19 protein-coding genes and 1 pseudogene are annotated in these 26,191 nt (G+C 45.8%); 15 read left to right on the top strand and 5 right to left on the bottom strand.

Features of this window, described 5'->3' with window-relative positions; all coding sequences use genetic code 11:
* Positions 1-686 precede the first annotated feature (686 nt).
* Together fadI and fadJ are read left to right on the top strand one after the other, a co-directional pair.
* Positions 687-1,994 carry an acetyl-CoA C-acyltransferase FadI gene (fadI, locus tag AK965_RS04660; protein ID WP_099078515.1) on the top strand — a complete coding sequence of 436 codons (1,308 nt, stop codon included), beginning with the start codon at positions 687-689 and terminating at the stop codon, positions 1,992-1,994.
* Positions 1,994-4,105, top strand: a complete 2,112-nt coding sequence (gene fadJ / locus AK965_RS04665; protein ID WP_099078516.1) for a fatty acid oxidation complex subunit alpha FadJ — start codon at positions 1,994-1,996, stop codon at positions 4,103-4,105. Before fadI ends, fadJ begins: the two co-directional genes overlap by 1 nt.
* 91 nt (positions 4,106-4,196) lie before the next feature.
* Here fadJ and AK965_RS04670 read toward each other — a convergent pair whose 3' ends face one another.
* Together AK965_RS04670 and AK965_RS04675 are read right to left on the bottom strand one after the other, a co-directional pair.
* Entirely contained in the window at positions 4,197-4,457 is a 261-nt protein-coding gene (locus AK965_RS04670; protein ID WP_099078517.1) for a CG2 omega domain protein, read from the bottom strand.
* 88 nt (positions 4,458-4,545) lie between these two features.
* Positions 4,546-7,323 carry an insulinase family protein gene (locus tag AK965_RS04675; RefSeq protein WP_099078518.1) on the bottom strand — a complete coding sequence of 926 codons (2,778 nt, stop codon included), beginning with the start codon at positions 7,321-7,323 and terminating at the stop codon, positions 4,546-4,548.
* Between the two features lie 377 nt (positions 7,324-7,700).
* On the opposite strand from AK965_RS04675, the gene sixA reads away from it, so the two are divergent.
* On the top strand, positions 7,701-8,165 hold the full coding sequence (gene sixA / locus AK965_RS04680; RefSeq protein WP_099078519.1) for a phosphohistidine phosphatase SixA: 465 nt from the start codon (positions 7,701-7,703) through the stop codon (positions 8,163-8,165).
* Positions 8,166-8,237: 72 nt separating this feature from the next.
* Here sixA and smrB read toward each other — a convergent pair whose 3' ends face one another.
* The gene (gene smrB / locus AK965_RS04685) at positions 8,238-8,768 is read right to left on the bottom strand and encodes an endonuclease SmrB (protein ID WP_099078520.1); all 531 of its coding nucleotides are present in this window, start codon (positions 8,766-8,768) and stop codon (positions 8,238-8,240) included.
* Positions 8,769-8,829: 61 nt separating this feature from the next.
* On the opposite strand from smrB, the gene prmB reads away from it, so the two are divergent.
* Together prmB and aroC are read left to right on the top strand one after the other, a co-directional pair.
* A complete protein-coding gene (gene prmB / locus AK965_RS04690; RefSeq protein ID WP_099078521.1) occupies positions 8,830-9,762 on the top strand; it encodes a 50S ribosomal protein L3 N(5)-glutamine methyltransferase in 933 nt (310 codons plus the stop codon).
* A gap of 216 nt (positions 9,763-9,978) precedes the next feature.
* Entirely contained in the window at positions 9,979-11,064 is a 1,086-nt protein-coding gene (gene aroC, locus AK965_RS04695; protein WP_099078522.1) for a chorismate synthase, read from the top strand.
* 80 nt (positions 11,065-11,144) lie between these two features.
* Here aroC and AK965_RS04700 read toward each other — a convergent pair.
* Positions 11,145-11,470 (bottom strand): annotated as a pseudogene (locus AK965_RS04700) (trimeric intracellular cation channel family protein); the annotation flags it as partial.
* 131 nt (positions 11,471-11,601) lie between these two features.
* On the opposite strand from AK965_RS04700, the gene AK965_RS04705 reads away from it, so the two are divergent.
* From AK965_RS04705 to AK965_RS04715, 3 genes are all read left to right on the top strand, one after another.
* Positions 11,602-12,132, top strand: coding sequence for an elongation factor P hydroxylase (locus tag AK965_RS04705; protein ID WP_099078523.1), 531 nt, complete (start codon positions 11,602-11,604; stop codon positions 12,130-12,132).
* Positions 12,133-12,146: 14 nt separating this feature from the next.
* On the top strand, positions 12,147-12,410 hold the full coding sequence (locus AK965_RS04710) for a YfcL family protein (RefSeq protein WP_099078524.1): 264 nt from the start codon (positions 12,147-12,149) through the stop codon (positions 12,408-12,410).
* Positions 12,411-12,565: 155 nt separating this feature from the next.
* Positions 12,566-13,090 (top strand): NADPH-dependent FMN reductase, encoded by a 525-nt coding sequence (locus tag AK965_RS04715; RefSeq protein ID WP_099078525.1) that lies wholly within the window; start codon positions 12,566-12,568, stop codon positions 13,088-13,090.
* A gap of 48 nt (positions 13,091-13,138) precedes the next feature.
* On the opposite strand, the gene mnmC is transcribed toward AK965_RS04715, so the two are convergent.
* Positions 13,139-15,157 carry a bifunctional tRNA (5-methylaminomethyl-2-thiouridine)(34)-methyltransferase MnmD/FAD-dependent 5-carboxymethylaminomethyl-2-thiouridine(34) oxidoreductase MnmC gene (gene mnmC / locus AK965_RS04720; RefSeq protein ID WP_099078526.1) on the bottom strand — a complete coding sequence of 673 codons (2,019 nt, stop codon included), beginning with the start codon at positions 15,155-15,157 and terminating at the stop codon, positions 13,139-13,141.
* 128 nt (positions 15,158-15,285) lie between these two features.
* Here mnmC and fabB point away from each other — a divergent pair, with 128 nt between their 5' ends.
* The 7 genes from fabB (at position 15,286) to folC (ending at position 26,185) form a co-directional block, all read left to right on the top strand.
* Positions 15,286-16,497, top strand: a complete 1,212-nt coding sequence (gene fabB / locus AK965_RS04725; protein ID WP_099078527.1) for a beta-ketoacyl-ACP synthase I — start codon at positions 15,286-15,288, stop codon at positions 16,495-16,497.
* Positions 16,498-16,815: 318 nt separating this feature from the next.
* Complete coding sequence (locus AK965_RS04735; protein WP_099078528.1) at positions 16,816-17,949, top strand: 4-phosphoerythronate dehydrogenase; 1,134 nt, start codon at positions 16,816-16,818, stop codon at positions 17,947-17,949.
* Positions 17,946-18,959, top strand: coding sequence for an aspartate-semialdehyde dehydrogenase (locus AK965_RS04740; RefSeq protein ID WP_099078529.1), 1,014 nt, complete (start codon positions 17,946-17,948; stop codon positions 18,957-18,959). Before AK965_RS04735 ends, AK965_RS04740 begins: the two co-directional genes overlap by 4 nt.
* A 198-nt stretch (positions 18,960-19,157) precedes the next feature.
* Positions 19,158-22,871: a FimV/HubP family polar landmark protein gene (locus tag AK965_RS04745; protein WP_099078530.1), complete on the top strand. Its 3,714-nt coding sequence runs from the start codon at positions 19,158-19,160 to the stop codon at positions 22,869-22,871.
* 90 nt (positions 22,872-22,961) lie between these two features.
* A complete protein-coding gene (truA, locus tag AK965_RS04750) occupies positions 22,962-23,756 on the top strand; it encodes a tRNA pseudouridine(38-40) synthase TruA (protein WP_099078531.1) in 795 nt (264 codons plus the stop codon).
* Positions 23,757-23,950: 194 nt separating this feature from the next.
* A complete protein-coding gene (gene accD, locus AK965_RS04760; protein ID WP_099078532.1) occupies positions 23,951-24,877 on the top strand; it encodes an acetyl-CoA carboxylase, carboxyltransferase subunit beta in 927 nt (308 codons plus the stop codon).
* A 45-nt stretch (positions 24,878-24,922) separates the two neighbouring features.
* A complete protein-coding gene (gene folC, locus AK965_RS04765; RefSeq protein ID WP_099078533.1) occupies positions 24,923-26,185 on the top strand; it encodes a bifunctional tetrahydrofolate synthase/dihydrofolate synthase in 1,263 nt (420 codons plus the stop codon).
* Positions 26,186-26,191: the final 6 nt, after the last annotated feature.

Consider the following 26,191-nt stretch of genomic DNA (forward strand, 5'->3'; position numbering starts at 1 on the left):
TGTGGTTAATTGCAAAATAAAAGGCTCTAAGTTTTGGGAACTTAGAGCCTTTATAAGCCATCTGTAGGATCGTTCAACCGATCATTTATCTCTTAACTGATCGGCATTAGCCACAGGAGCCTCCATTTTGCTCTGTGAGGTCTAAAACACTGACTGTGACATGGATACACTGTCATTATCATTAGGTCCCTTGACCTTGACGGTTTGATAGTTTTGAAAATGGCATAATCGCTATAAAATTGATCTACTTCAAAATCTCACACAGCGAAGGCGCTATAGTACATCTTGTCATCTCGTTAGTCTTTGACGGCTAACATGTTGAGCAAGATGACACTTCCTTTTGAAGGCTGACTTTACTTTCTCCTAATCAGGAAACTGATTAATTTTACAATTGGCGTAGGTTAATTGTTTTATAGATATTCCGACCACACAACTTTGTGTGGTTTTTTTTTGCCTCAATTTCACGATTGTCCTCCCTCCTAGCCATCGCTTATCTATTTCAAATACGGAGGTGTTGGTGGTCATGCCCAAGCCACATCGCCCTTTGAGCGTTGGTATATACAAATAACGTCAAGTCGCAGAAGAATAGAACTACTTGCTTCACGTTTATTTAAACGTACGTTTGATAATTTTAACAACTTGATTACAATGATTCAGGTCAGACCTCTTGTATTTAAGGAGAAACAATGGGCAAGCAGGAAGTGAAAACACGCCATGGTGAACGTGTTGCTATTGTCGCAGGGCTTCGAACCCCTTTTGCTCGTCAAAGCACGGATTTTGGCCAGGTACCAGCGGTCGATCTAGGCAAAATGGTAGTGAGCGAAATGCTTGCTCGAACCGATATCGATTCAAAGCTAATTGAACAAGTTGTATTTGGCCAGGTGGTTCAAATGCCTGAAGCACCAAACATTGCACGTGAAATCGTTTTAGGGACTGGTATGCATGTCCATACCGATGCGTACAGTGTGACCCGCGCGTGCGCGACCAGTTTCCAAGCAGCGGTAAACGTTGCAGAAAGCATTATGGCTGGCAGCATTGATGTTGGTATTGCTGGTGGTGCGGACTCTTCTTCTGTTCTACCCATTGGCGTCTCAAAGAAACTTGCCGCTAACTTACTTGCGTTAAGTAAAACAAAAACGCTGGGTCAAAAATTCAACATTCTTAAAACGCTGAGTTTGAAAGATTTAATGCCGGTTCCTCCTGCGGTTGCGGAATACTCGACTGGTTTGTCGATGGGGCAAACCGCAGAGCAAATGGCCAAATCGCACGGCATCACACGTGCAGAACAAGATGCATTGGCACACCGTTCTCACTCATTAGCGTCTCAAGCATGGAAAGAAGGCAAGATTCAAGATGAGGTGATGACCGCTTTCCCAGAACCGTACAAAAAGTGGATCTCTGAAGATAACAATATTCGCCATGACTCTACTCTCGAAGGTTACGCGAAACTGCGTCCGGCTTTCGATCGCCAATATGGTAGCGTAACCGCAGCAAACAGTACGCCTCTAACCGATGGCGGTGCCGCTGTGATGCTCATGCGTGAAGGCAAAGCAAAAGAGCTTGGTATGGAGATTCTTGGCTATATTCGAGGTTATGCGTTTTCTGCTATCGGGGTCGAGATGGATATGCTGATGGGGCCATCTTATGCGACCGCTAAAGTGCTCGAAAACACGGGATTAGAACTTTCTGACCTCACACTCATTGATATGCATGAAGCATTTGCCGCTCAAGCGTTGGCCAACGTAAAAATGTTTGCTTCCGATAAGTTTGCTCAAGAAAACCTCGGACGTTCAAAAGCGATTGGTGAAATCGATATGGATAAGTTCAATGTGCTTGGTGGATCGATTGCGTATGGTCACCCATTTGCCGCAACAGGAGCGCGCATGATGACTCAAACTCTGCGTGAATTGAAACGTCGCGGTGGTGGGTTAGCATTGAATACGGCTTGTGCTGCTGGTGGTCTTGGCGCAGCAATGATTTTGGAGGTTGAGTAATGAGCGAGCAAAAAGCATTTAGTCTAAAGATTGATGAGCAGAACGTTGCTTGGTTAGCCATCGATGTTCCAAATGAAAAAATGAATACGCTTCAAGCCGCTTTCGCTGATGAAATGAAGGAAATCTTTGCCGAGTTAAAAGATACTAGCGGCATTAAAGGGATGATTGTTCATTCTCTTAAACCAGATAACTTCGTTGCGGGTGCAGATGTACGTATGCTGGAAGCATGTACCACCGCAGGAGAAGCGGAAGCGTTAGCAAAACAAGGTCAAGACTTATTCCAACAGCTGTCTGATTTGCCTTATCCTGTCGTTGCTGCGATACATGGCCCTTGTTTAGGTGGCGGATTGGAACTGGCACTGGCGTGTGATTATCGAGTTTGTACTGATTCAAATGTAACCAAATTAGGTCTGCCAGAAGTTCAGTTAGGTTTATTGCCTGGCTCCGGTGGTACTCAGCGTCTTCCTCGCCTTATTGGTTTGTTGCCATCACTGGATTTGATTCTTACGGGTAAACAGCTACGTGCCAAGAAAGCGAAAAAACTGGGTGTGGTCGATGCATGTGTGCCGGAGACGATTTTGCTTGATGTAGCGAAGCAATTGCTCGAAAAAGGCAAAGTTAAGGGCAATAAAAAACAGTCAATCAAAGAGAAATTGGTGTCTGGCAGTGGATTAGGCCGTAAGTTTGTCTTTGAACAAGCCGCTAAGAAGGCCAACGAAAAAACGCGTGGTAACTACCCTGCGATGACCGCGATCCTTGAGGTCATTCAACATGGTTTAGAAAAAGACTTTGCTCAAGGTCAAGAGCTGGAAGCGAAGCGTTTTGGTGAGCTTGTGATGAGCTCCGAGTCTAAAGCCTTACGTTCGATCTTCTTCGCAACGACGGAGATGAAGAAAGAAAATGGCACCGATGCCGAGCCAGCGCAGGTGAAAAAAGTTGGCGTTCTCGGTGGCGGCCTAATGGGGGCAGGTATTAGCCATGTCACGGTGACAAAAGCAAAAACGCCAGTGCGTATCAAAGATGTTAGCAATGATGGCGTACTGAATGCTTTGAACTACAACTACAAATTGTTTGAAAAGCAGCGAAAACGCCGCATTCTAAGCAAAGCGGGTCTGCAAGCGAAAATGCTGCAACTTTCAGGCGGTATCGATTTTACGAGTTACAACCGTATTGACGTGGTCATTGAGGCGGTATTTGAAGATCTCGACTTGAAGCAAAAAATGGTGGCGGATATTGAAACCAACGCCAAACCAAGCACCATTTTTGCTACCAATACCTCGTCTCTGCCAATTCATAAAATTGCAGAAAAAGCACAGCGTCCAGAAAACATTGTTGGCTTGCATTACTTCAGTCCAGTTGAAAAAATGCCTTTAGTGGAAGTCATTCCGCATGAAACCACGTCAGATGAAACGATTTCAACGGTGGTAGCGCTGGCTAAGAAGCAAGGAAAAACGCCAATCGTGGTCAAAGACAAAGCGGGCTTTTATGTAAACCGCATTCTTGCACCTTACATGAATGAAGCGGCACACATCCTGTTGGAAAATGAACCCATTGAGCAGTTAGACGGTGCTTTGCTTAATTTCGGTTTCCCTGTGGGTCCAATCACGCTGCTTGATGAAGTAGGCGTAGACATTGGCGCGAAGATCATGCCGATCTTGGTTAATGAGTTAGGTGAGCGATTCAAAGGTCCAGACGTATTCGACACATTACTGAACGACGGCCGCAAAGGTCGTAAGAGTGGTAAAGGCTTTTATACCTATAAAGATAAGAAGAAAGAAGTCGATAAGTCGGTTTACAAGCTACTTAAGCTAACCCCAGAATCGAAACTGAGCGATAAAGACATTGCTTTGCGTTGTTTATTGCCAATGCTCAATGAAGCGGTACGTTGTCTTGATGAAGGCATCATTCGTTCGCCGCGCGACGGTGATATTGGGGCACTCTTCGGCATTGGTTTCCCTCCATTCTTGGGTGGGCCATTCCGTTACATGGATCAATTTGGTTTGAAGGAACTGGTTGAGAAGATGAACGAATTTGCAGCGAAATATGGCGATCGTTACGCACCTTGTGATGGTCTTCTGACTCGCGCTGGTGAAGGAAAAACGTTTTACTAGCAAAGATTGCCACCATTAATAAAAAGGCTTGCGTGATGCAAGCCTTTCTTTTTTCTTTCTCTTTTAAATGCGCCTTTCGGCAAACTAGCGTTTATTTCTTTTTGTCTTTCTTGCTTTTGTCATGGCCTTTGCCTGGATTGTCATCGCCATGAATGCTTGAGTTGCCTTTGTCACCCTTATTGCCTTTATTATTCTTGCCTGATGAACAGTCGTCTGACTTAATCGATACATTGTCACCATTAAGGCGCAAGCAATCTTCGCTTAATTCAAAATCATCGCCTTTGATGGTGATGTTTGCGTAAGCTGGGGCAAGTGGCATTAAAACAGCAGTAAGTAATAGTAGCTTTGTCATATTGTCCTCATGTATGAGTATGTATTTTTGAACAAGGTAATTGCAACATAAACGTCATTGCGATATTTACCGTTTTGCACTACTTGGGCTATCCGAGACCACAATCCTTAGGGCGTAGCTGAAACTCTTCAATGGAACCAATTTCTTTTCCAAGATGAATATGTGGCGCATCAGCATGAGCTTTGCCCTGAGAATGCATCACTAATCGGTTTGCTGTGCGCGGCTTCAACTCATTGATAACAAAACGAATCATGTCGGTTCGCGTTAAGCCTTTTAATTCTTGTAACACTTTTTCACGCTGGTTGAACTCAGCGTCTTTATTGCCTATGGCAACCCATAGACGCTGCGCACGACCACGTAACGTGGTATCCGGTGCTGCTATCTGATTCCATAGCCCCCGCTTACTGCTGTGCCATTGATACTCGTTAAGCTCTAACAGCACCATATAAAAGGCATTCAAAAACTCATCTATTGAAGTGACAAGCTCTGCAGGCGCGGCGTGCGGAGATTGCACATACAGCACAATCCCCGGATGACGATTGAGTGGCATGTTACCCGTTCCAACCATATAGCCAAGTTGTTGCTTAGTGCGAATTTCATGGAAGAACGTCGCTGACATCAGATGGTTGGCCAAAGAATAGAGTGCGATACTACGAGCTGTGGTATCTGTACATTGGTGGTATATCACGACCGCTGAATCTTGCTGATTACAGTACACTTCACGCTGAAAACTACCGCGGCCTCCCAACATGACCAACGGACGAAGTGCCTCTTCGTAGCGTTGTTCCTTCACACGTAACGCATTTTTTAGGGTGGTTGCCATGTCATGAGCTTGTTGACGTTGCCAATCGCCGTAAACGAACATTTCAACGTGCAATTCGGAAAGAATCGATTCAACGAATACTGAAAGCTCGTCGACCTCAATCTCTTCTAATGCTTCGACCAAGGTGGCATAAGGGGGATTGTTTGGCTGAAGCAAACCAGTTAATGCATTGAAGAGCTGTGAAATTGGACGATCTTGAGACGAATTTCGCCAATTACGTAATAGTTGTTGTTTAATGGTTTCGAAGCGAATCGGATTGAAATCTCGTGCGGCGAAACGGAGTAGGATCATCTCTAACAGTTGTGGCAGTTTTTGGCTAAAGCCCGATAGCGTAAGTGTCACGCCGCCTTGGTGTGCATACATGTTGTAGCCCATGCCAGCGATCTCAGCTTGATAGGTTTCTTGAGCCAGAGAGTCGAGGAACATTTCCACACATAAACGGGTTTTGACAATATTTTTGGGAGATGCAACCGCATGAGAGCTATCTATCGCAACATAGACTACTCCCTTGGGAACTCGAAACTCATCATCTTGAAGATGCCAAAGTCGGAAACCCTCTAAATCTTCAACCAATTCTGGCAACGATCCGCCATTTTCAAATGGGCGAGGATCCAACTCATAACCAATGTATGGGTTCTTTTCGGGTAAGACGAATTGCCAGCTTGGATCGATTTGATGGTAGAAGCGACGCTGCTCATCACGGAATTTTGTGACAGAGTAAGGGGTAAAATACCATTCGGCCGTGCGGTTGTACTCTAACCCTTTTGCGATCAATGTGATACGGACATTATCTATAACGAGATATTGTAGTAGAGATAGTTGTAACTGCTCATCATAGCCAGACATTTTATAATCACCATAGATGATATCTTCTGGCTGATAGTGCTGCATGTTGATGACGAGATGGCTGACGAGATCGAGTGGACGAGATGGCTCTTGAAAACGGAAAGCCGACTCTAGTACGGCTTGTTTCTCAAGGTAGCGCCATTCGTCCATGCCATCTTGTTTGATCATTGATAAGTACTGGAATACCGCTTGAACGATGTTATCAATATGGTTCACCCCGTCAGGAGTCAGTGTGCAACTTACGGTGAAGTCTCGGTAGTTACTGCCACTTGCTCCTCCGCCTGCAGAAAGAGAGGTTATCCAACCTCGGCTTTTGAGTTCCAGCATTAAGCTTCCTTCACCTTCATAACCCAGCAAGTGGGCAAAGTAGGAGAGGGGTTTCACGGTGTAGTATTGATCCATGCCGGGCATTGGGAAGGTGAGTATCAACTTGCGAAATTCTTTAATAGGTTCTACCTGAACCAAAATACCCGTGCTGTCTTCACCGCTAATTGGTACATCAATAGACTTGCCGACCAGTTGGTGATTTGGGATATCGGCAAACATGGTTTCGACCCATGCCTGTTGCTCGTCAAGCGATTGCGGACCAAACAAGGTTAATGTCATTAGATCTGCGGAGTATTCGGAGTGGTGGAAGAGGACGATTTCATCACGAATCGACTTTCCGTTTCTGTCGCCTAACGTTTCTAAGTTACCGACTGAGAATTTTGAAAAAGGATGCTCGGGATTAATGATCTCTTTATTCACTTGATACAGACGACGTGAATCATCATTGAGTTTGAGCTTATACTCTGATTCGACCGCTTGACGTTCTTTATCTAGTGCTTCTTCATTAAACAATGGCGCAGTAAAAAATTGACTGAATCGGTCGAGTGCGGTTTCGAATGCATTCGGGTTCACATCAAAGAAGAAACACGAGTGTTCGGTTCCGGTCCATGCGTTATTCGTTCCGCCATGTTGACTAATATAGCTTTGAAATTCGCCTACTTTAGGGTATTTTTCTGTACCCAAAAAAAGCATGTGCTCCAAGTAGTGCGCGAGACCTTGACGATCGTCAGGATCATCAAAGTGTCCAACGTTCACTGCCAGTGCTGCTGCTGACTGTTGAGCCGTGTCAGAATGAATCAGCAACACGCGCAGTGCATTACCTAATGTAATGTAGCGGTATTGATTTGAATCGTTTGGACTTAAGTGCACGATGCGTCTCCAGATTTCGCATGACAGTCATTGGGAGCCCTAGGATGGGGCTGCGCAAACCTTGCGCGTCGACAAATGCTGTTTGCTGCGTTTTGTCTTTGGTTAGAATACTGCATAAGCCCAATAGCCAATGCTATCGAGTTCGAGCTATTTGAACCAATGTACTGAGTTCATGGCATCCTCGTATAATGTGATGAACTGAGTATATTCTTTTTAATAGATTGTTAAGAAAGTCGCTATCTTTAGCAAGCGAATTGATATAATGAACCAACAATTATATCAGTGTTTTTGTTTTGATATGACTAAAGTTAGCCCGATATCCTTATTAAAGATAGCAGTCAACCTTTTGGTAGCGATAGCTATCCCTAGGAAATAACATGAAAATTTTTATCTTGCGTCATGGTGAAGCTGAACACTTCGCGGATTCTGACGCCGAAAGACAACTGACCCAAAGAGGCAGATCAGAGTCGGAAGCCGTAGCCCGAGCTTGTAAAGACCAAGGTTTCGCCCAATTTGATAAAGTTTTGGTGAGCCCGTACATTCGAGCCCAACAGACTTGGCAAGAAATCAGCACGCATTTCTCTGCAGCGAGCATTGATACGTGTGAGGATATTACGCCTTATGGTCAGTCTGAGCAGGTCTTTGATTTCGCCAATGCACTGATCGAAGTGGAGAAGTTGGAATCGCTATTGTTTGTGTCTCACTTACCTTTGGTTGGTTATCTGACTTCTGAGTTTGTGAAAGACATGTCGCCGCCGATGTTTCCGACATCTGGATTGGTGTGTGTTGAATATGATCCACAAACACATTCAGGCGAATTGTTATGGCATATCACCCCATAGGTTAGGTGCATAACGAAAGTGAAATAAAAAGGCAGGGGTATCCTGCCTTTGTTTTCCTTACAGAGAAGGTGTTTATTTCTCTGGAATAGAGAGAAGAACGAGTAGCGCACCATCGCCACCGAACTCAAGAGGTGCTTGGTGGAATGCCATCACGTCAGGATGTTGAGCCAACCAAAGTGGCGCTTTCTGTTTTAATATGTGCTTACCGATGCCGTGTTGCACACACGCACAGTGGATCTCGTTTTTCACGCAGTAAGCGATCATCGCACCGAGCTCACGCTTGGCCTCTTGCTGTGTCATGCCATGCATGTCCAAGAAGACGTCAGGGACGTATACACCACGACGAAGACGTTTCACTTCATAAGTGGACACATCGTCGCGCGCATAACGAGTGGGACCTTCTTCATTAAGAAGCGGAACAAACTCATCAGAAAAGTAAAATTCAGCGTCACTCGCTTCACGGTTTGAGCGCTTGATTTCTTTTTGCTTAGTATTTTTTTTTGGTTGCTGGATTATGGTATCCTGTCGCAACTTTTTTACGCCCTGTACTGCATCCTTAAACAAGGCGAAATCGTCATCATGTTCGGTGTCTTTTTTGCTCATTAGGTAAACAATTTCATTTTTACAATTTATGGCAGTATTGTAGCGCTTTTCGGAGGCAATTTTGGATAAGATTTTTGTAGAAGAGGCGGTATCGGAACTGCATACCCTTCAAGATATGATTCGTTGGACGGTAAGCCGCTTTAATGCCGCTAACTTGTTTTACGGTCATGGCACTGATAATGCGTGGGATGAAGCGGTTCAGCTTATCCTGCCAACATTATACTTGCCAATTGACGTGCCTCCACATGTATTGAACTCTCGCCTTACGACAAGCGAGCGTCTGCGTATTGTTGAGCGCGTAGTAAAACGCATCAACGAGCGTACACCAACGGCATACCTAACCAACAAAGCATGGTTCTGCGGTCTTGAATTCTTCGTTGACGAGCGTGTACTTGTGCCACGTTCTCCAATCGGTGAATTGATTCAAGCGGAATTCCAACCTTGGTTGGTGGAAGAGCCAACGCGCATTATGGATCTATGTACTGGTTCTGGTTGTATCGCGATTGCTTGTGCTCACGCATTCCCTGATGCAGAAGTTGACGCGATTGATATCTCTACTGATGCGCTGCAAGTGGCTGAGCAAAACGTGCAAGACCACGGCATGGAGCAACAAGTGTTCCCAATCCGTTCTGATTTGTTCCGCGACCTACCAAAAGAGAAATACAACCTGATCGTGTCTAACCCACCGTATGTGGACGAAGAAGACATGAACAGCTTACCGGAAGAGTTCACGCACGAGCCTGAGCTAGGCTTAGCAGCGGGTACTGACGGTTTGAAATTGGTTCGCCGCATTCTTGCCAACGCACCTGATTACCTAACAGACAACGGTATTCTTATTTGTGAAGTGGGTAACTCAATGGTTCACATGATGGAACAGTACCCACAGATCCCATTCACTTGGATTGAATTTGAAAACGGCGGTCACGGCGTGTTCATGCTAACGCGTGAGCAGCTAGTTGAGTGTGCAGAAGAGTTTAAACTGTACATCGATTAATTGATCGTGAAATGATGATACGAAATGCCGAGCTCTGTGCTCGGCATTTTTTTATCCGCTTTGCACCGGATCGGGAAAATTAAGGCTGTGTTGTTTTTCCACTAAATCGGGCTTTACATCAAAACGTAATAACGCCACTATGATTTCACGAAGAATTGAAAGGATAGCTGCGACGAACTGAAATGTTGGCGTGGCTGACAATAATTTGAGGAAGCAATGGCAGGAAATAGCATCGGACAACATTTCCGAGTGATGACATTCGGGGAAAGTCACGGTATCGCACTAGGATGTATCGTAGACGGATGTCCTCCAGGTCTAGAAATCACGGAAGCAGATCTGCAAACGGATCTCGATCGTCGCCGCCCTGGCACATCACGCTACACCACACAACGTCGTGAACCGGACGAAGTAAAAATTCTTTCTGGCGTATTTGAAGGTAAAACCACAGGTACTTCAATTGGCCTGTTGATCGAAAACACCGATCAACGTTCTAAAGATTATTCAGATATCAAAGATAAGTTCCGACCAGGACACGCAGACTACACATACCATCAAAAATATGGTATCCGCGATTATCGTGGCGGCGGCCGTTCTTCTGCTCGTGAAACGGCAATGCGTGTGGCAGCAGGTGCGATAGCGAAAAAATATCTAAAAGATGAATTTGGCGTAGAAATTCGAGCTTACTTGTCACAAATGGGTGACGTTTCAATCGATAAAGTGGATTGGAATGAAATTGAAAATAATGCGTTCTTCTGCCCAGATGCAGACAAAATAGACGCGTTTGACCAACTTATCCGTGATCTGAAAAAAGAAGGTGACTCAATAGGCGCTAAAATTCAGGTTGTAGCAACCAATGTACCAGTAGGTCTTGGTGAACCTGTATTCGACCGCTTAGATGCAGATATTGCCCACGCGCTAATGAGCATCAACGCAGTGAAAGGAGTGGAGATTGGTGACGGTTTTGATGTAGTTAATCAAAAAGGCAGCGAGCATCGCGATACGCTTTCTCCAGGCGGATTTGGTAGCAACCACGCGGGCGGTATTCTTGGTGGCATTTCAACTGGTCAAGACATCGTCGCGAACATTGCACTTAAGCCAACCTCAAGTATCACAGTCCCAGGTGAGACTATTACAAAAGAAGGTGAGCCAACTCAGTTGATCACTAAAGGTCGTCACGATCCATGTGTGGGTATTCGTGCCGTGCCTATCGCAGAAGCGATGCTGGCGATTGTCGTGATGGATCATTTGTTGCGTCATCGTGGTCAAAACTATGGCGTGACTACGGAAACGCCAAAGATTTAAGGTTGAATCTTATCTCGATAGACAAACAAAAGGCTGCTTAATGAGCAGCCTTGTTTAATTTTGATACAGTTAGATTCGAATGCGACTTTGGTGCCGATGATGCTAAATACGATAAGCCCTAGCGCATCCAAACGACTGACCAGGCCTTTAAGTTTGATCACCCATTTTGACAAACCAGTAGTCAGTACACCTGCGACACAGGTAATCGCTAAGAATTCAGGGGGGGAGTTACCCATCCGAGTGGGTAGTGACCGAGTAGGATATCGTGTGCGGTTCCACCGCCAATAGTCGTTGCACTGGCTACCAACATCACGCCAAACCAATCCATTTTTCTTCAACCGGCACTCAATGCACCAGTCATGGCTTCAGCTGTTATACCAATGATATACAACACACTTAGCAGCATAGAGGACATCCAACAAAAAAGTCACTTTCAGATAAATTCAGCTAATATCCAAACTTGTTGTGTGGCTTTACGCGCTAGATAAAAACGGCGACAATACGCTCTGCATATCAATTTGAAGTACAGAATCGATGATGAACCACGAATATCAAGACCTTATCGCTATCTTCAACGACACGTTTCTTGAATCATTTAACACCAAGTTAGAGCTCGGTGGTGATGAGCCAATTTACTTACCGGCAGACCAAGAGCATCCGCATCATCGGATTATTTTTGCTCGTGGCTTTTACGCGTCTGCGCTGCACGAGATTGCTCATTGGTGTGTGGCAGGACCAGAGCGTCGTTTGCTGGAAGATTTTGGCTATTGGTACGAGCCAGATGGTCGCACAGCAGAGGTTCAAGCCGAGTTCGAAAAAGTGGAAATTCGCCCTCAAGCGTATGAGTGGATTTTAGCAAAAAGTGCTGACTTCCCTTTTAACGTCAGTTGTGACAATCTACACGGCGATTTTGAACCAGATCGTCTTGGTTTTATGCACAAAGTGCATCGCGAAGTCATGGGGATCTTCGAAATGGGTCTTCCTCCTCGCGTAAAAATGCTATCGGATGCGATGCGTGCTTTTTATGACGTCCAACCTTTGGAAAAGTCAGATTTTATTGTTAAATAACCCAGAGAAACGCCATGATTATTGAATTTGAAGAAAACCTACTAGAGCTGATCGATGCTCGAATTGAGACAGCATCGGATGATGAGTTATTTGCTGGTGGTTATTTACGTGGTCACATTTCTCTGTCGGCAGCATCTTGTGAAGATGAAGGCATTAACGACGTGACAGAGCTTAAGTCTCGTATCGAAAACAGCCTAGAAGAAGCACGCTCAGAGTTGACGCCAGCGGATCGCATTATCGTTAACGATCTATGGCAAGAGCTTCAAGCGCAAGCTTAAGCCTCGGCTCGTTCTGTAAGCTTCTCGTTAAAACAAAAAGAGTTGGAATAAACTCTTTCGAAAATTTCGAACCTCTCCTTAAAATTTTTGTGGTTGTTGACCTCAGGTTTCGGTTTATTCTTATTAGATAATAATGTAAACAAGGAACAGCAGCCATGAAAATTATCGCTTTCGGTGCTTCTACCAGCTCTACCTCCATCAATAAAACCCTAGCGACCTATGCAGCAAACTTAGTCGAAGGTGCACAAGTGCGAGTGTTGGATCTCAATAGTTACGAAGTCCCGCTGTTTAGTGAAGATAAAGAGAAAGAAATCGGTCAGGCTGAAGGTGCAAAGGCGTTTCTGAATGATATTGCAGCTGCTGACGCGATTGTGGTTTCATTCGCGGAACATAACGGCTCTTACGCAGCGGCATATAAAAACTTGTTTGATTGGTCGACTCGTATCGAGCGTAACGTATTCCAAAATAAACCGGCAGTTTATCTTGCAACCTCACCTGGCCCTAGTGGCGCACAAACGGTTTTGGCAGCAGCAACGGGGTCGGCGCCGTATTTTGGTGCGGAAGTAAAAGCTGCTCTTTCTGTACCAAGCTTTTATGACAATTTTGATTTAGAGACCGGTGAGTTTCGTAATGAAGAGATCGCCGCGCAAGTGAAATCTGCGGTGGCGACATTGGGCTAAGTATTGGCTCCTCCCCCCTATCGAAAAGAGGGGGGAGGGCAAGACGGATTACAATTCTGTAATTGCCTTACCTTTACGCAGTTTTCTTACCCACATTCGACTTGGGTGCAGTTCAGTCAGCACATCAACAGGCAGTGGCAGTGGATCGCCACAGATTTGCGACGCTAATACTTCTGCCATCAATGGTGCTGAGCTCAAACCGCGAGAACCTAAACCTAAGAAACAGAATAGGTTAGGGAACTGGTGAATGGCTTCCACTTCCTCTTCTTTTTGAAGTTGTAGATCAGCGTATTGCGTTTTGATGGTTTCAAAGTCACCTACATTACCCACAAACGGCAGGTGATCGCGGCTAACACAACGAATGCCTTGGCGTGACATATTACCTGAGGTATCAACCTCTTTCGTCCAAGTTTGATTCGGTAGGCACTTCACCAATTTCTCCGCGTTATCCTTTTGTGCGTCTTCGTCAAACTCGTAATCTAGGTGACTGCGGTCATAGCTTGCGCCGATGCACAAGTGTTGATTATTCGGGTTAACAGGCGTCATGTAACCGTCGTAGCACAGTATCGTTTTCAGCTTAGATAGCGTTTTTGTTGCAGGTGCATGGCTGACTTGACCTTTGACTTGGCCCAATGGCAGATTAGCCGTTTGGGTTAGCGTTTGGAATTCACTGCCGTTGGCAACAACAACAGTCGAGTGCTCGAAGGTTTGACCGTTGGCCGTCAACGTCCAAAGTTGGCGTGTTTCATCCCATTCTAGCGATTCCACTTGGTGTTCGAACTTCGTTTCAAAAAGCGCTGTTTTTTCTAGTTGAGCAATCAAACCTCGGGTTAGTTCAGCAGGGCATAGCCAACCACCCAGAGGGTAGTGAACGGATGCCATGTCGATCGGTAAGCCAATTTTCTCTGCCGTCTCTTCGGCTGAAAGCTTGTGAATCAACTCTGGAGTGAAGTGACCAGCGAGCATCTTTTCCAACTTGTCTGCGGATTTGTCATCCCACATTAGTTGAGTGACACCACACCAATCGTGATCAAACTGAATGTCTTGCGCTGCTTGGTCGACAAACTGACGCGCGAACAAAAAGCCCGGGGCGAACACGCGAGACACGCCTGTGTGTGGACCATTTAGTAGCGGGTACACTGCACCTTGACGATTACCCGAAGCGCCTTCTGCTGGTTGAGCATCTTTACAGTAAAGCGTGACATTCATACCGCGACGAATGAGCGTTTTAGCCAGTGCAGCACTGGCAATGCCGCCACCAATAATGGCAATTGAATCATGCTTTGTTGCAGCGGTACGGTTGAACCAAGGCTTGTAGTTTGAATGTGCTTCGCGTTGCACCATAGAGCCTGCGATCATCTCTCGCTTAGTGCCAAAACCTTTGACTTTTTTCATCACAAAACCAGCTTCGTTTAAACCACGACGCACAAAACCCGCTGCCGTAAAGGTAGCGACACTACAGTCTTGCTTCGCTAATTTTGCCATGTTGTTGAACAGGTTTTGGTTCCACATCTCAGGGTTTTTGCTTGGTGCAAAACCGTCTAAGAACCAAGCGTCCACTAAGCCTTGTTCACTATATGGGACTTGCGGCATGCAGTCTTTAATATCACCGAACCAAAGGTCGAGCGTGATCGCGCCATCTTCTAAAACTATGCGGTGACACTCAGGGACGGCTGCTGGGTAGTGTTGTTGTAGCTTCTCAGCAAATTCTGCCAATTCAGGCCAAGATTGATGTGCTTTTTCTAAGTCAGCTTTGCTCAGTGGGTACTTCTCAAAGCTAACAAAATGCAGCTCTTTTAGTGCAGCCTCTGGATAGGCGCGACGAAATTCAGTAAACCATTGCCACACGGCTAAGAAGTTCAACCCTGTGCCAAATCCGGTTTCACCAATAACAAAACGCCTTTGGTCAAATTCCTGCCATCTTTCTGGTAGATGATTTTGTTTGAGGAACACGTAGCGTGTCTCTTCGAGACCGTTTACGTTGGAGAAATAAACATCATCAAATTGGTCAGAAACTGGAGTACCAGCTTCGTTCCAACCAAGTTCTGCGTTTTTAATCGAAGTCATAATGGTGCAAATATGTGATTTGGCGCGGTTAGAATACAGTGATTGTACGAATTTATGGGAAAGCTGACCACTTTTGTTGACTATCTTAGTTATCATCTAGCGGATTTTTGAATTATAGGAATGTCATAATGAAACGAGTCGTAATCACCGGTATGGGTATTGTTTCAAGTATCGGTAACAACGTCGAAGAAGTTCTAGCGTCTCTTAAAGCGGGTAAATCTGGCATCACTGCGTCTGAGCAGTTTAAAGAACACGGTCTGCGCTCGCAGGTTTGGGGTGATCTGAAAATCAACCCAGCAGAGCACATTGATCGTAAACAGATGCGCTTTATGGGTGATGCGGCTGCTTATGCATACCTATCAATGCAGCAGGCAATTGAAGACGCTGGTCTATCTGAAGAGCAAGTATCAAACGATCGCACAGGTATCGTTGCTGGTTCTGGTGGTGCTTCTGCATTCAACCAAACAGTTGCAACAGATACGATGCGTGCAAAAGGCGTAAAACGCGTTGGCCCTTATATGGTTCCACGTACAATGTCTTCAACCGTTTCTGCGTGTCTGGCAACACCATTTAAGATTCGTGGTGTGAACTACTCCATTAGCTCAGCATGTGCAACCTCAGCACACTGTATCGGCCATGCGATGGAGCTTATCCAACTAGGCAAACAAGACATCGTATTTGCTGGTGGTGGTGAAGAGCTAGATTGGTCACAAACCATGATGTTTGATGCGATGGGCGCACTATCAACTAAGTACAACGAGACGCCTGAAAAAGCTTCTCGTACTTACGATGCTGACCGTGATGGTTTTGTTATCTCTGGCGGTGGTGGCATGCTCGTTATCGAAGAGCTTGAACACGCTCTAGCCCGTGGTGCGAAAATCTACGGTGAGATTGTAGGTTACGGCGCGACGTCTGATGGCTACGACATGGTAGCACCATCAGGTGAAGGCGCAGTTCGTTGTATGAAGATGGCAATGCAAGACGTAGATGGCATCGATTACATCAACACGCACGGCACTTCTACTCCGGTAGGTGACGTGAAAGAACTGGGTGCTATCCAAGAGCTATTTGGTGACAACAGCCCAGCAATTTCTGCAACAAAGGCGATGACTGGTCACGCACTAGGTGCTGCTGGTGTTCACGAAGCAATTTACTCAACGCTAATGCTAGACAACAATTTCATTGCGCCAAGTGTGAATATCTCTCACTTGGATGAAGCGGCACAAGGTCTAGACATCGTAACAGAAGCTCGCGAAGCTGAGTTGACGACCGTAATGTCAAATAGCTTTGGTTTTGGTGGTACAAACGCGACATTGGTAATCAAAAAGTACCAAGCGTAAGCGACCCAAAGCTAACTGAATTGGTTGGGTTTTTATTCTCAGTAATGTAAACCCTGACAAACCAGTTTCCAGACCTGACCAGCTTATCTGGTCGAACAGACGCAGACTCTGTCCCAAGGAGAGCGGGATAGGATCCTTTTGTTCTGGAACGTTGCCCGGCGATATGCCGGGCTTTTTCTTTTTTTTAATTTTGGGGCTGAACGTGCTATTTCTTGAGATTTTTTGGGAAAAGGGCACAATCACTATACTCAAGTGACCTCAAATCCTGATGTCGTTTGGGGATACCACTCTTAAAAATGGATCTTAAACGCTAGCGCTATGAAAATTCTTGTTGATGAAAACATGCCGTACGCTGAAGAGCTTTTCAGCCAACTCGGTGAAGTGATTTTAAAACCCGGTCGTACACTGACAGCCGATGATTTAGTGGATGTAGATGCACTGATGATTCGCTCGGTTACCAAAGTAAATGCGGCGCTGATCAGTAAAGCAAACAAGCTGAAGTTCGTGGGTACAGCGACGGCTGGCATGGATCATGTCGACCAAGCACTATTGCAAGAAAAAGGTATTTTCTTCACCGCTGCGCCAGGTTGCAACAAAGTTGGCGTTGCTGAGTACGCATTCAGCGTCATGATGGTGCTAGCGCAGCAGCAAGGTTTCTCTGTTTTCGACAAAACCGTTGGTATCATTGGTGCAGGTCAAGTCGGTAGTTATCTAGAGAAATGTTTGAACGGCATGGGCATTAAAGTGCTCCTCAATGATCCACTCAAGCAAGCTGAGGGGGATCCTCGCAATTTCACCCCATTAGAAGAACTGATTGAAACGTCAGACATCATCACGCTACACACACCAATCACCAAAGATGGCCCGTATCCGACGCACCACTTGATTGATGAAATCGTTTTGAATGGTCTACGTGCGGATCAAATTTTGATAAATGCAGCACGCGGCCCTGTGGTAGATAATCGAGCATTAAAGCAACGTTTGCTGAAAAATGATGGCTTCACTGCTGCATTAGATGTATTTGAGTTTGAACCAGAGGTTGATATGGAGCTTCTGCCTCTGCTAGCATTCGCCACCCCTCACGTTGCAGGCTATGGTCTGGAAGGGAAGGCTCGCGGTACGACAATGATTTTTAATAGCTACTGTGAGTTTCTAAATAACGAATTACGTGCGCATGCCAGCGATTTACTGCCAACCGCGCCTGTTCCGACTGTGGTTTTGGACAGAGCGTGGGATGAAGCAACGCTGCACAACATCACGCAGTTAATCTATGATGTGCGTAAAGATGACGCGCTTTTCCGTCGTGAAATCAGTAAGCCAGGTTCTTTTGATCTGATGCGTAAAAACTACTGGGATCGCCGTGAATACAGCGCTGTCACGCTAATGGGTAACGAAACATGCAATCTTGCTCCATTAGCAGAACTAGGTTTTCAGGTTGAGGTAAGTCAATGAGCCAGCAATACAATGTTGCCGTTTTAGGTGCGACCGGTGCGGTCGGTGAAACAATTTTGGAAGTGCTTCAAGAGCGCAAATTCCCAGTAGGCGAAATCTTCCTGCTAGCGAGTGAGCGCAGCGAAGGCAAGACTTACCGCTTCAATGGTAAAACAATTCGCGTACAAAACGTGGAAGAGTTTGATTGGTCTCAAGCGCACATCGCGCTGTTCTCAGCTGGCGGTGAACTGTCTGCTAAATGGGCGCCAATTGCCGCTGACGAAGGCGTTATCGTGATCGACAACACCTCTCACTTCCGCTACGAGTTAGACATCCCACTTGTTGTTCCTGAAGTTAACCCAGAAGCGATTGCAGAGTTCCGTAACCGTAACATCATTGCGAACCCTAACTGCTCCACCATCCAAATGTTGGTGGCATTGAAGCCTATCCACGATGCTGTGGGTATTGAACGTATCAATGTATCCACTTACCAATCCGTCTCTGGCGCAGGTAAAGCAGGTATCGATGAATTAGCTGGTCAAACGGCGAAGCTACTCAACGGCCTCCCAGCGGATAAGAAGCAATTCTCTCAGCAGATTGCGTTTAACTGTATTCCACAAATCGACCAGATGATGGAAAACGGCTACACCAAAGAAGAAATGAAAATGGTGTGGGAAACGCAAAAAATCTTTAACGATCCATCAATCACAGTAAACCCAACTTGTGTGCGCGTTCCAGTCTTCTATGGCCATGCAGAAGCGGTTCACGTTGAGACTCGTTCGCCGATTGATGCACAAGAAGTGATTAACCTTCTTGAGCAAACCGAAGGTGTAGAAGTATTCCACGGTGAAGACTTCCCGACACAAGTTCGTGATGCGGGTGGCAAAGACCACGTAATGGTAGGCCGTATTCGTAACGATATTAGCCATCACAGCGGTGTAAATCTTTGGGTTGTTGCGGATAACGTACGTAAAGGCGCAGCGACAAACGCAGTACAAATCGCGGAAGTTTTGATTCGCGATTACTACTAATTACGCTCACAATTGATTTCAAAGCCTCGCACACAGCGAGGCTTTTTTGTTCGAACGAAGTAAATTAGTGTGAGATTAGTACGAATATGGTGAGAGCCACACATTTTTTTCCTTTAAAGCTATAGTTTTGCGTGTGTTATCCGATATATTTAACCGATCACCATTTCAAATCTTTACTAGCACCAAACTGAGCCTTCTATGCGTCAAAATTATAAGTGTTTGTTAGCCGCCCTTGTGTTGATGAGCACGACTCAGACATCGTCAGTGGTTCAAGCCGAAGGAATTCGTCTTGTGGGTCCTTCTGGCGAAGTGCAAGCCTCTCCGAGTTACGCTGGGGAGATTGAACGAGCGTTACCCGCTAATACTCAACCTTCGCGCTTTTTTGGCCCCACCGGTCAAAATGAAACGCTATGGTCGATTGCTTCTCAATTGCGACCTTCTCGTAATGTTTCTGTCCAACAGACGCTGCTTGCCATTTACCGAATCAACCCTCAAGCGTTTGACAATCAGAATATACATGAGTTGATCCCTGGTAGTCGTCTTCGTATTCCTTCATTAGAGCAAGTCCAAAGTGCAACCACAGCACAAGCTGTGGCGATTATGAAAGCCCATGAAGCGAGATCGAATCAGCCTAAACCACCTAAACCTGCACCGGCTAAATCTATCGTCGAGCAGCCAAAGCCAGTAGCAGAAACCACCAAGCCTAAAGTTACGTCGGAAACGGTTAAACCAGAAATGGCCAAACCTAAGCCGGTTAAATCGGTTGAGCTAACCCCATTGGTTCCTACCCTAACCACTTCTCCAGAAGGTGAGAAGCAGGTAAGTGCGCTTAAAGATAAACTTCAGATTTCTCAAGGTGAGCTTGAGTCGCTTGAAGAAAAGAATCATCGTCTTCGCTTAATGCTTTCTGATGTGCAAAACGAAGTAGAAACGCTAAAAACGGAGCTTAATGACGAAGCGCGTATCCGCACGGAAGTAGAAAAGTTACTGGCAGAAGAACGCAAGCGTCTTGATGAGCAGCAACGCATGCAACCAAGTACAATGGATAAGATTCTATCCAATGGCTGGTTAGTGGGACTTGCTGCGCTAATTCCAGGCGCATTGATCGCTTTACTTGTGGTCACGTTGTTGGGTCGCCGTGCGAAATCGGAAGAGGAACAGGCTGCGGCACAGGAGCCCCAAAGTATCGATCCATTAGCGGCGCCACTTGGATTAGCGGCCGCGGAGGAGTTAGAAGAAGAGTTAAGCTTGGATGATGACCTATTTGGTGATGATGAGAGCGCAAACCTATTCGATCAAGAAGAGAAACCAGAAGAGGATGATGTCTTTGGCAATCTTGATGACGATGATCTCGACTTCAACCTAGAAGGTGATGACGAAGAAGACCCATTTGCAAGCATTGGTGACGATGGTGACTTAGATGTTGGTTTCTATGAGTTTGATTCTTCCAACAATGGCATCAAAGTAAACGGTGAAGAGAAGGCCCTTGGGCTGGAAGAGATGGAGCGTGCACTTGATGAGGCTTCTCCAGAGCTAGAGATCGCAGATGATGAGCAAGTAGACTTTGATCTCTCAGATGAAGAAAGTGCCAATGACCCATTTGCAGACTTACTAGCGGGTGATGAGCCGACAGAAGATCTACAAAGTGACAGCATTGATCAGGCACTGCTGGATGATTTATTTGCTGATTTTGGTAGTGATGATCTTAACCTTGATGTAGAAGACGATAAGTCATCCTCTGCGGTTTCAGAGCTGGGCTTTTCTGTCGGTGAAGCCACTGAGGATGAAATCGACAAGTTACTGGCACAATACGATCAGCCAACAACAAATAGTGTCGAAGATCTAAGCAAAGAAAGTGATGAAGCGACACCGGATGAACTTGACCCGTTGGATGAGTTAGAAAATATTGCCGGATTGAGTGATGATCCGTCGATCGAAGAAGATAGTACTGAGCTTCTGGATGAGTTGATTGGTCTTGATGATGAAGACGCTTCAGATGACTTTGACCCGCTAAATGAGCTTGAAAAATTATCGGGCTTTGACGGCATAGAAGATCTTGACGAAGATAGCGTAGATCTACTGGATGAGTTACTTGATGATAACAATACGGATGAAGAGCTAGATGAAGACAGTAAAGAGCTTGACCCATTTGATGACTTGATTCGTGAAGATGATGAGCCAACGAATTCTGATTCCTTAAGTGATGATGATTTATTAGCATCACTCGGTTTTGGTCGTTTAGAGCCAGAGGTGACAGAGGGCATTCAATCACAGCCTCAGTCAATCGTTGAATCAAGTGAAAAGTTAGATGATGAACAGGTACTTGGTCTTGAATCTGGGCTCGATATTGATGCGTTATTGAGTGACAACCAGCCAGAAAGGGAAGTTGAATCCGAGCTTCAAACCGAACCGCTGCGCCAAGAAACCGATCTGGAGCCAGCGCGAGAGGAACCTGTTAATACCTTTGAAGGTAATGACACTTCTGATGACCTAGATTCAATACTTAATGACGAACCACAAGTCTCTAATGAACAAGATGTGCCTTTTGAGGCTGAAACAGCCCTTGATACGCAACATGAATTGGCTGAGGAACGTACTCATTCAGAGTCAGGTGAAGATGCATCAGAGCTTCTCAATAACTATGCTAACGCTTTAGCACAACAGTCTGAAAGCGAAGTAGACGAAGCTCCTGTATTTACACCAACACCCGATACCGTTGAGAACGAATTTGGCATTCCGCAAGAGGAAGATTGGTTAGTTGATGATATTGAGTCAGAAACGAAGCTAGAACAGGAGCCTATAGCTGCACGTTCGACAGAGACGGATATTGAAGATGAAGAATCCAACTTCGATGCTCTAGAGCTACCAGAATTCAACGAAGACGATGCGCTTGCTTCTATGGCGGATGAACCTGCGCAGCCTGAATCAGAAAAGGTTGCACCAGAAGCGGTGGTAACGGAGGCGGTAGAGGAAGAAGCGTTCAACCTTGACGACTTCGATCTTCCAGAATTCAACGAAGATGATGCGCTTGCATCTATGGCAGATGAACCAACCTTGCCAGAATCTGAAACGGCGGAGCTAAGCTCATCTGCGGAAATGGCAGAAGACAATGCAATGAGTTTCGATGATTTGGATCTGCCTGAGTTCGATGAAGAAGATGCATTAATGTCAATGACGGATAATGCAGAAGCTCATCAGCCAGTATTGCAGTCAGATAACGATCATGACGCACTATTTGAAGTATTCGCGCAACCAGGTGCTTTCATTGCTGATTTTGAATCAGAGAAGAATGAGGTTGAAACTGAGCTAAATGACTTCGAAGAAGCCGCAATGGCAAATTTGCTTGCGGAAAACGTTGATTCACAAGTATTTGATGGCAACTTAGACAGCGATACCGTTGCTAGCGCAGGCATGGACTTTGAAACCATGTTGGGCGTGGGTGATGATTGGAATGGTTTTAAGCTTTCCACCGAATGTACCTCTACGACAGCAGAGGTGCCAGAAGATCAGCGTGAAGTATGGGGCTCAGCAGCCGCATTGGCACAACCTGAAATCGCACCGGAGAATTGGGCGGAGCAGGATGACCTCGCAGACTTTGATCCTAAGAAGCATCAATTCATGACCATTGATGAATTAATGGCTCAAGTGGATAAAGACGGCGGTGAGTTTGAAGAGCAAGAACTAAAGCTGGATGTTGGCTTAAATGAATTCCCTGATGTAATTGGTGATATTGGCGACGTTGACGTTGATAGTAATGCAGAAGCTGCAGGTAAACTTGATTTAGCAAAAATCTATTTGGAAATGAATGATCCTCAAGGCGCGGTTAAGTTATTGGAAGAGGCCATCGTCTACGGTGAAGACGATATTCGCCGAGAGGCCAAGCATCTTATCGACGATATTCATGGTCGATAAATAAAAAGAGGCAGCAAGCGCTGCCTCTTTTTGTATCTGGAAGGCGTTGAGTATATACTTCCCGCCCCATTTTAGAGTTCGAAGGTTAAAATGAGAATCGCATTAGGTATCGAGTATAACGGTACAAACTACTTTGGTTGGCAACGCCAAAGAGAAGTGAAAAGTGTCCAAGAAGAGCTAGAAAAGTCACTATCGATTGTTGCGAATCACCCTGTGGAAGTGCAGTGCGCTGGTCGTACTGATGCCGGCGTGCATGGTACTGGTCAGGTGGTTCACTTCGACACCAACGTAAGCCGTAAAATGGTTGCTTGGACCATGGGGGCGAACGCAAACATGCCTAGTGATATTGCTGTCCGTTGGGCGGCAGAAGTTTCTGATGACTTCCATGCGCGATTCTCAGCAACAGCGCGTCGTTACCGCTATATCATCTTTAATCATGCATTGCGTCCAGGTATCTTGAGCTCAGGTGTGAGTCATTACCACGGTGATTTGGATGAAAAGAAAATGCATGAAGCGGGGCAGTACCTGTTGGGAGAAAATGATTTTACGTCATTCCGTGCAACGCACTGCCAGTCTCGCAGTCCGTTTCGTAACTTAATGCACCTGAACGTGACGCGCCATGGTGATTACGTTGTGATTGACATTAAAGCGAATGCCTTTGTTCACCACATGGTGCGGAACATCACTGGCAGCCTGATAAAAGTGGGACGTGGTGAAGAAAAACCAGAATGGATCAAGTGGTTGTTAGAAGCAAAAGATCGCAAATTAGCCGGGGCAACTGCGAAAGCGGAAGGCTTGTATTTGGTGGATGTGGATTATCCTGAAGAGTTTGGATTACCACAAGTGCCGATCGGCCCGCTATTTTTGCCAGATAATTTGAACTAAACTGCGAACTTGTTTCAAAAAATCGGTATTTTAGGCTGGATAAACACGAAAATTGTGCGCTATTAATGATAGCAAAAATAGGTACAACCAGTTTTTTATCTACAGTCGCGGTAAGATATGTTTTAATCCATCTGTAATATTTCGAATTTATATCTTTCGCAATGACGCGGAAGAATTGAGAGAAAAGGTCTTCCATGAGTTGGCTTGAAAAGATTTTAGAAAAAAGCAACCTTGTAAGTTCACGCAAAGCTTCTATCCCAGAAGGTGTGTGGACGAAATGTACCTCTTGTGAGCAGGTTCTATACCATGCAGAGCTTGAGCGTAATTTAGAAGTTTGTCCTAAGTGTAACCACCATATGCGCATGAGAGCGCGTCGTCGTTTGGAATCGTTCTTAGACGAAGGCATCCGTGTTGAGCTTGGCACCGAGCTAGAGCCACAAGACAAACTGAAATTTAAAGATTCTAAACGTTACAAAGAGCGTATCTCTGCTGCACAAAAGAGCAGTGGTGAGAAAGACGCCTTGGTGGTTATGCAGGGTGAACTGCTAGGCATGCCACTGGTAGCGTGTGCATTTGAATTCTCCTTTATGGGGGGATCAATGGGTTCTGTGGTAGGTGCTCGCTTTGTAAAAGCGGTCGACGCTGCGATTGAAAACAACTGTGCACTTATTTGCTTTTCTGCAAGTGGCGGTGCGCGTATGCAAGAGGCATTGATGTCTCTAATGCAAATGGCGAAAACCAGTGCCGCGCTTGAGCGTCTATCTGAAAAAGGCCTGCCATTCATTTCAGTGCTGACTGACCCAACAATGGGCGGAGTATCGGCGAGCTTGGCGATGCTAGGGGACATTAACATTGGTGAGCCTAAAGCACTGATTGGTTTTGCTGGTCGTCGCGTCATCGAGCAGACCGTACGTGAAGATCTCCCTGAAGGTTTCCAGCGTAGTGAGTTCCTGCTAGAACACGGTGCAATTGATATGATTGTTGACCGCCGTGAAATGCGTCAACGTGTGGGTGGGTTGATTGCTAAGCTGACTAACCACAAGTCTCCTTTGGTGGTTTCGGTTAACGAATCTCCAAATGAAGAGCCATATTCTGTACCAGAAGCGGACGAAAAAGGGTAAAGTATCACTAACACAAAAACCAAAGAAATTAATGGTTAAAGTTAGATGACCCAAAACTCTATTCCTCAAGCCACATCCTCCCTGACGGTGTGGCTTGATTATTTAACAAAACTCCATACATCAGCAATCGACCTTGGCTTAGACCGCGTTCAAGCGGTAGCGCAAAAAGCCAACCTCATTAAACCAGCTCCTACTGTGATCACCGTTGCCGGCACCAATGGCAAAGGCTCGACGTGTGCATTGATGGAAGCGATTCTACTGGACGCAGGCTACTCGGTGGGCGTTTACAGCTCTCCGCACCTGATCCGTTATAATGAACGCGTTCGTATCAACGGCGTAGATGCATCAGACAGAAAACACGGTGAAGCGTTTGACTATATTGAGAAGCAGCGCGGCGAGATCAGTCTAAGCTTGTTCGAATTCGGCACGTTAGCCGCACTTCGTATTTTCCAAGTTGAGAAAGTCGACGTTGTTCTGTTAGAAGTTGGTCTTGGCGGCCGTTTAGATGCAACCAACGTGGTTGACCACGATGTCTCGGTTATTACCAGTTTAGCAATTGACCATGTGGATTGGTTAGGTGATGACATCAATGTCATTGGCTTTGAAAAAGCAGGTATTTACCGTTCCGGAAAGCCTGCTATTTGCGGCCAACCAACCCCACCGGCTACTGTCGCGGCTCATGCTGACGATATCGGTGCAGAATTTTTCCAAGTGGGCATTCAATTCGACTACCAACTAACAGCTAAGGGCTGGAAGTGGAGTAGCGGTGCTTTTGCGCTTGAAGACCTTCCTGTTCCATCTTTACCTCTCCCTAATGCTGCGACTGCGTTAATGGCGCTTGGCGCGTCAGAATTGCAAATCACTGACATTAATATTGTTAATGGCTTGAATAATGCTCGGCTTGCTGGTCGCATGCAGGTTCTACAAACAGAGCCAGAAGTTGTTCTTGATGTGGCACATAACCCTCACTCAGCAGAGTATTTGGTTGAGAAGGTAAAAAGCCGATACAAAGGTAAGAATATCCACGTCGTTATCGCAATGCTGCATGATAAAGACATCAAAGCGACAATTGAAGCGCTAACGGTAATTGCAACACAATGGTATCCAGCATCGTTGACTGGGCCTCGTGCGGCGACAGCAGATGAATTGTGCCAATACTTGCCTGAGGGGCAGGCCCAGTTCCAAACCCCAGTAGACGCGTTTGAGAGTGCGAAAAGCAGCGTCGCAGACGATGATGTGATTCTGGTTGTTGGATCATTCCATACGGTGGGCGAAGTATTGGAACATTGGCAATCAAATAATGGGTAATCAAAG

Source organism: Vibrio sp. PID17_43 (assembly GCF_002608565.1).
In the GTDB taxonomy this organism is placed as follows: Bacteria; Pseudomonadota; Gammaproteobacteria; order Enterobacterales; family Vibrionaceae; genus Vibrio.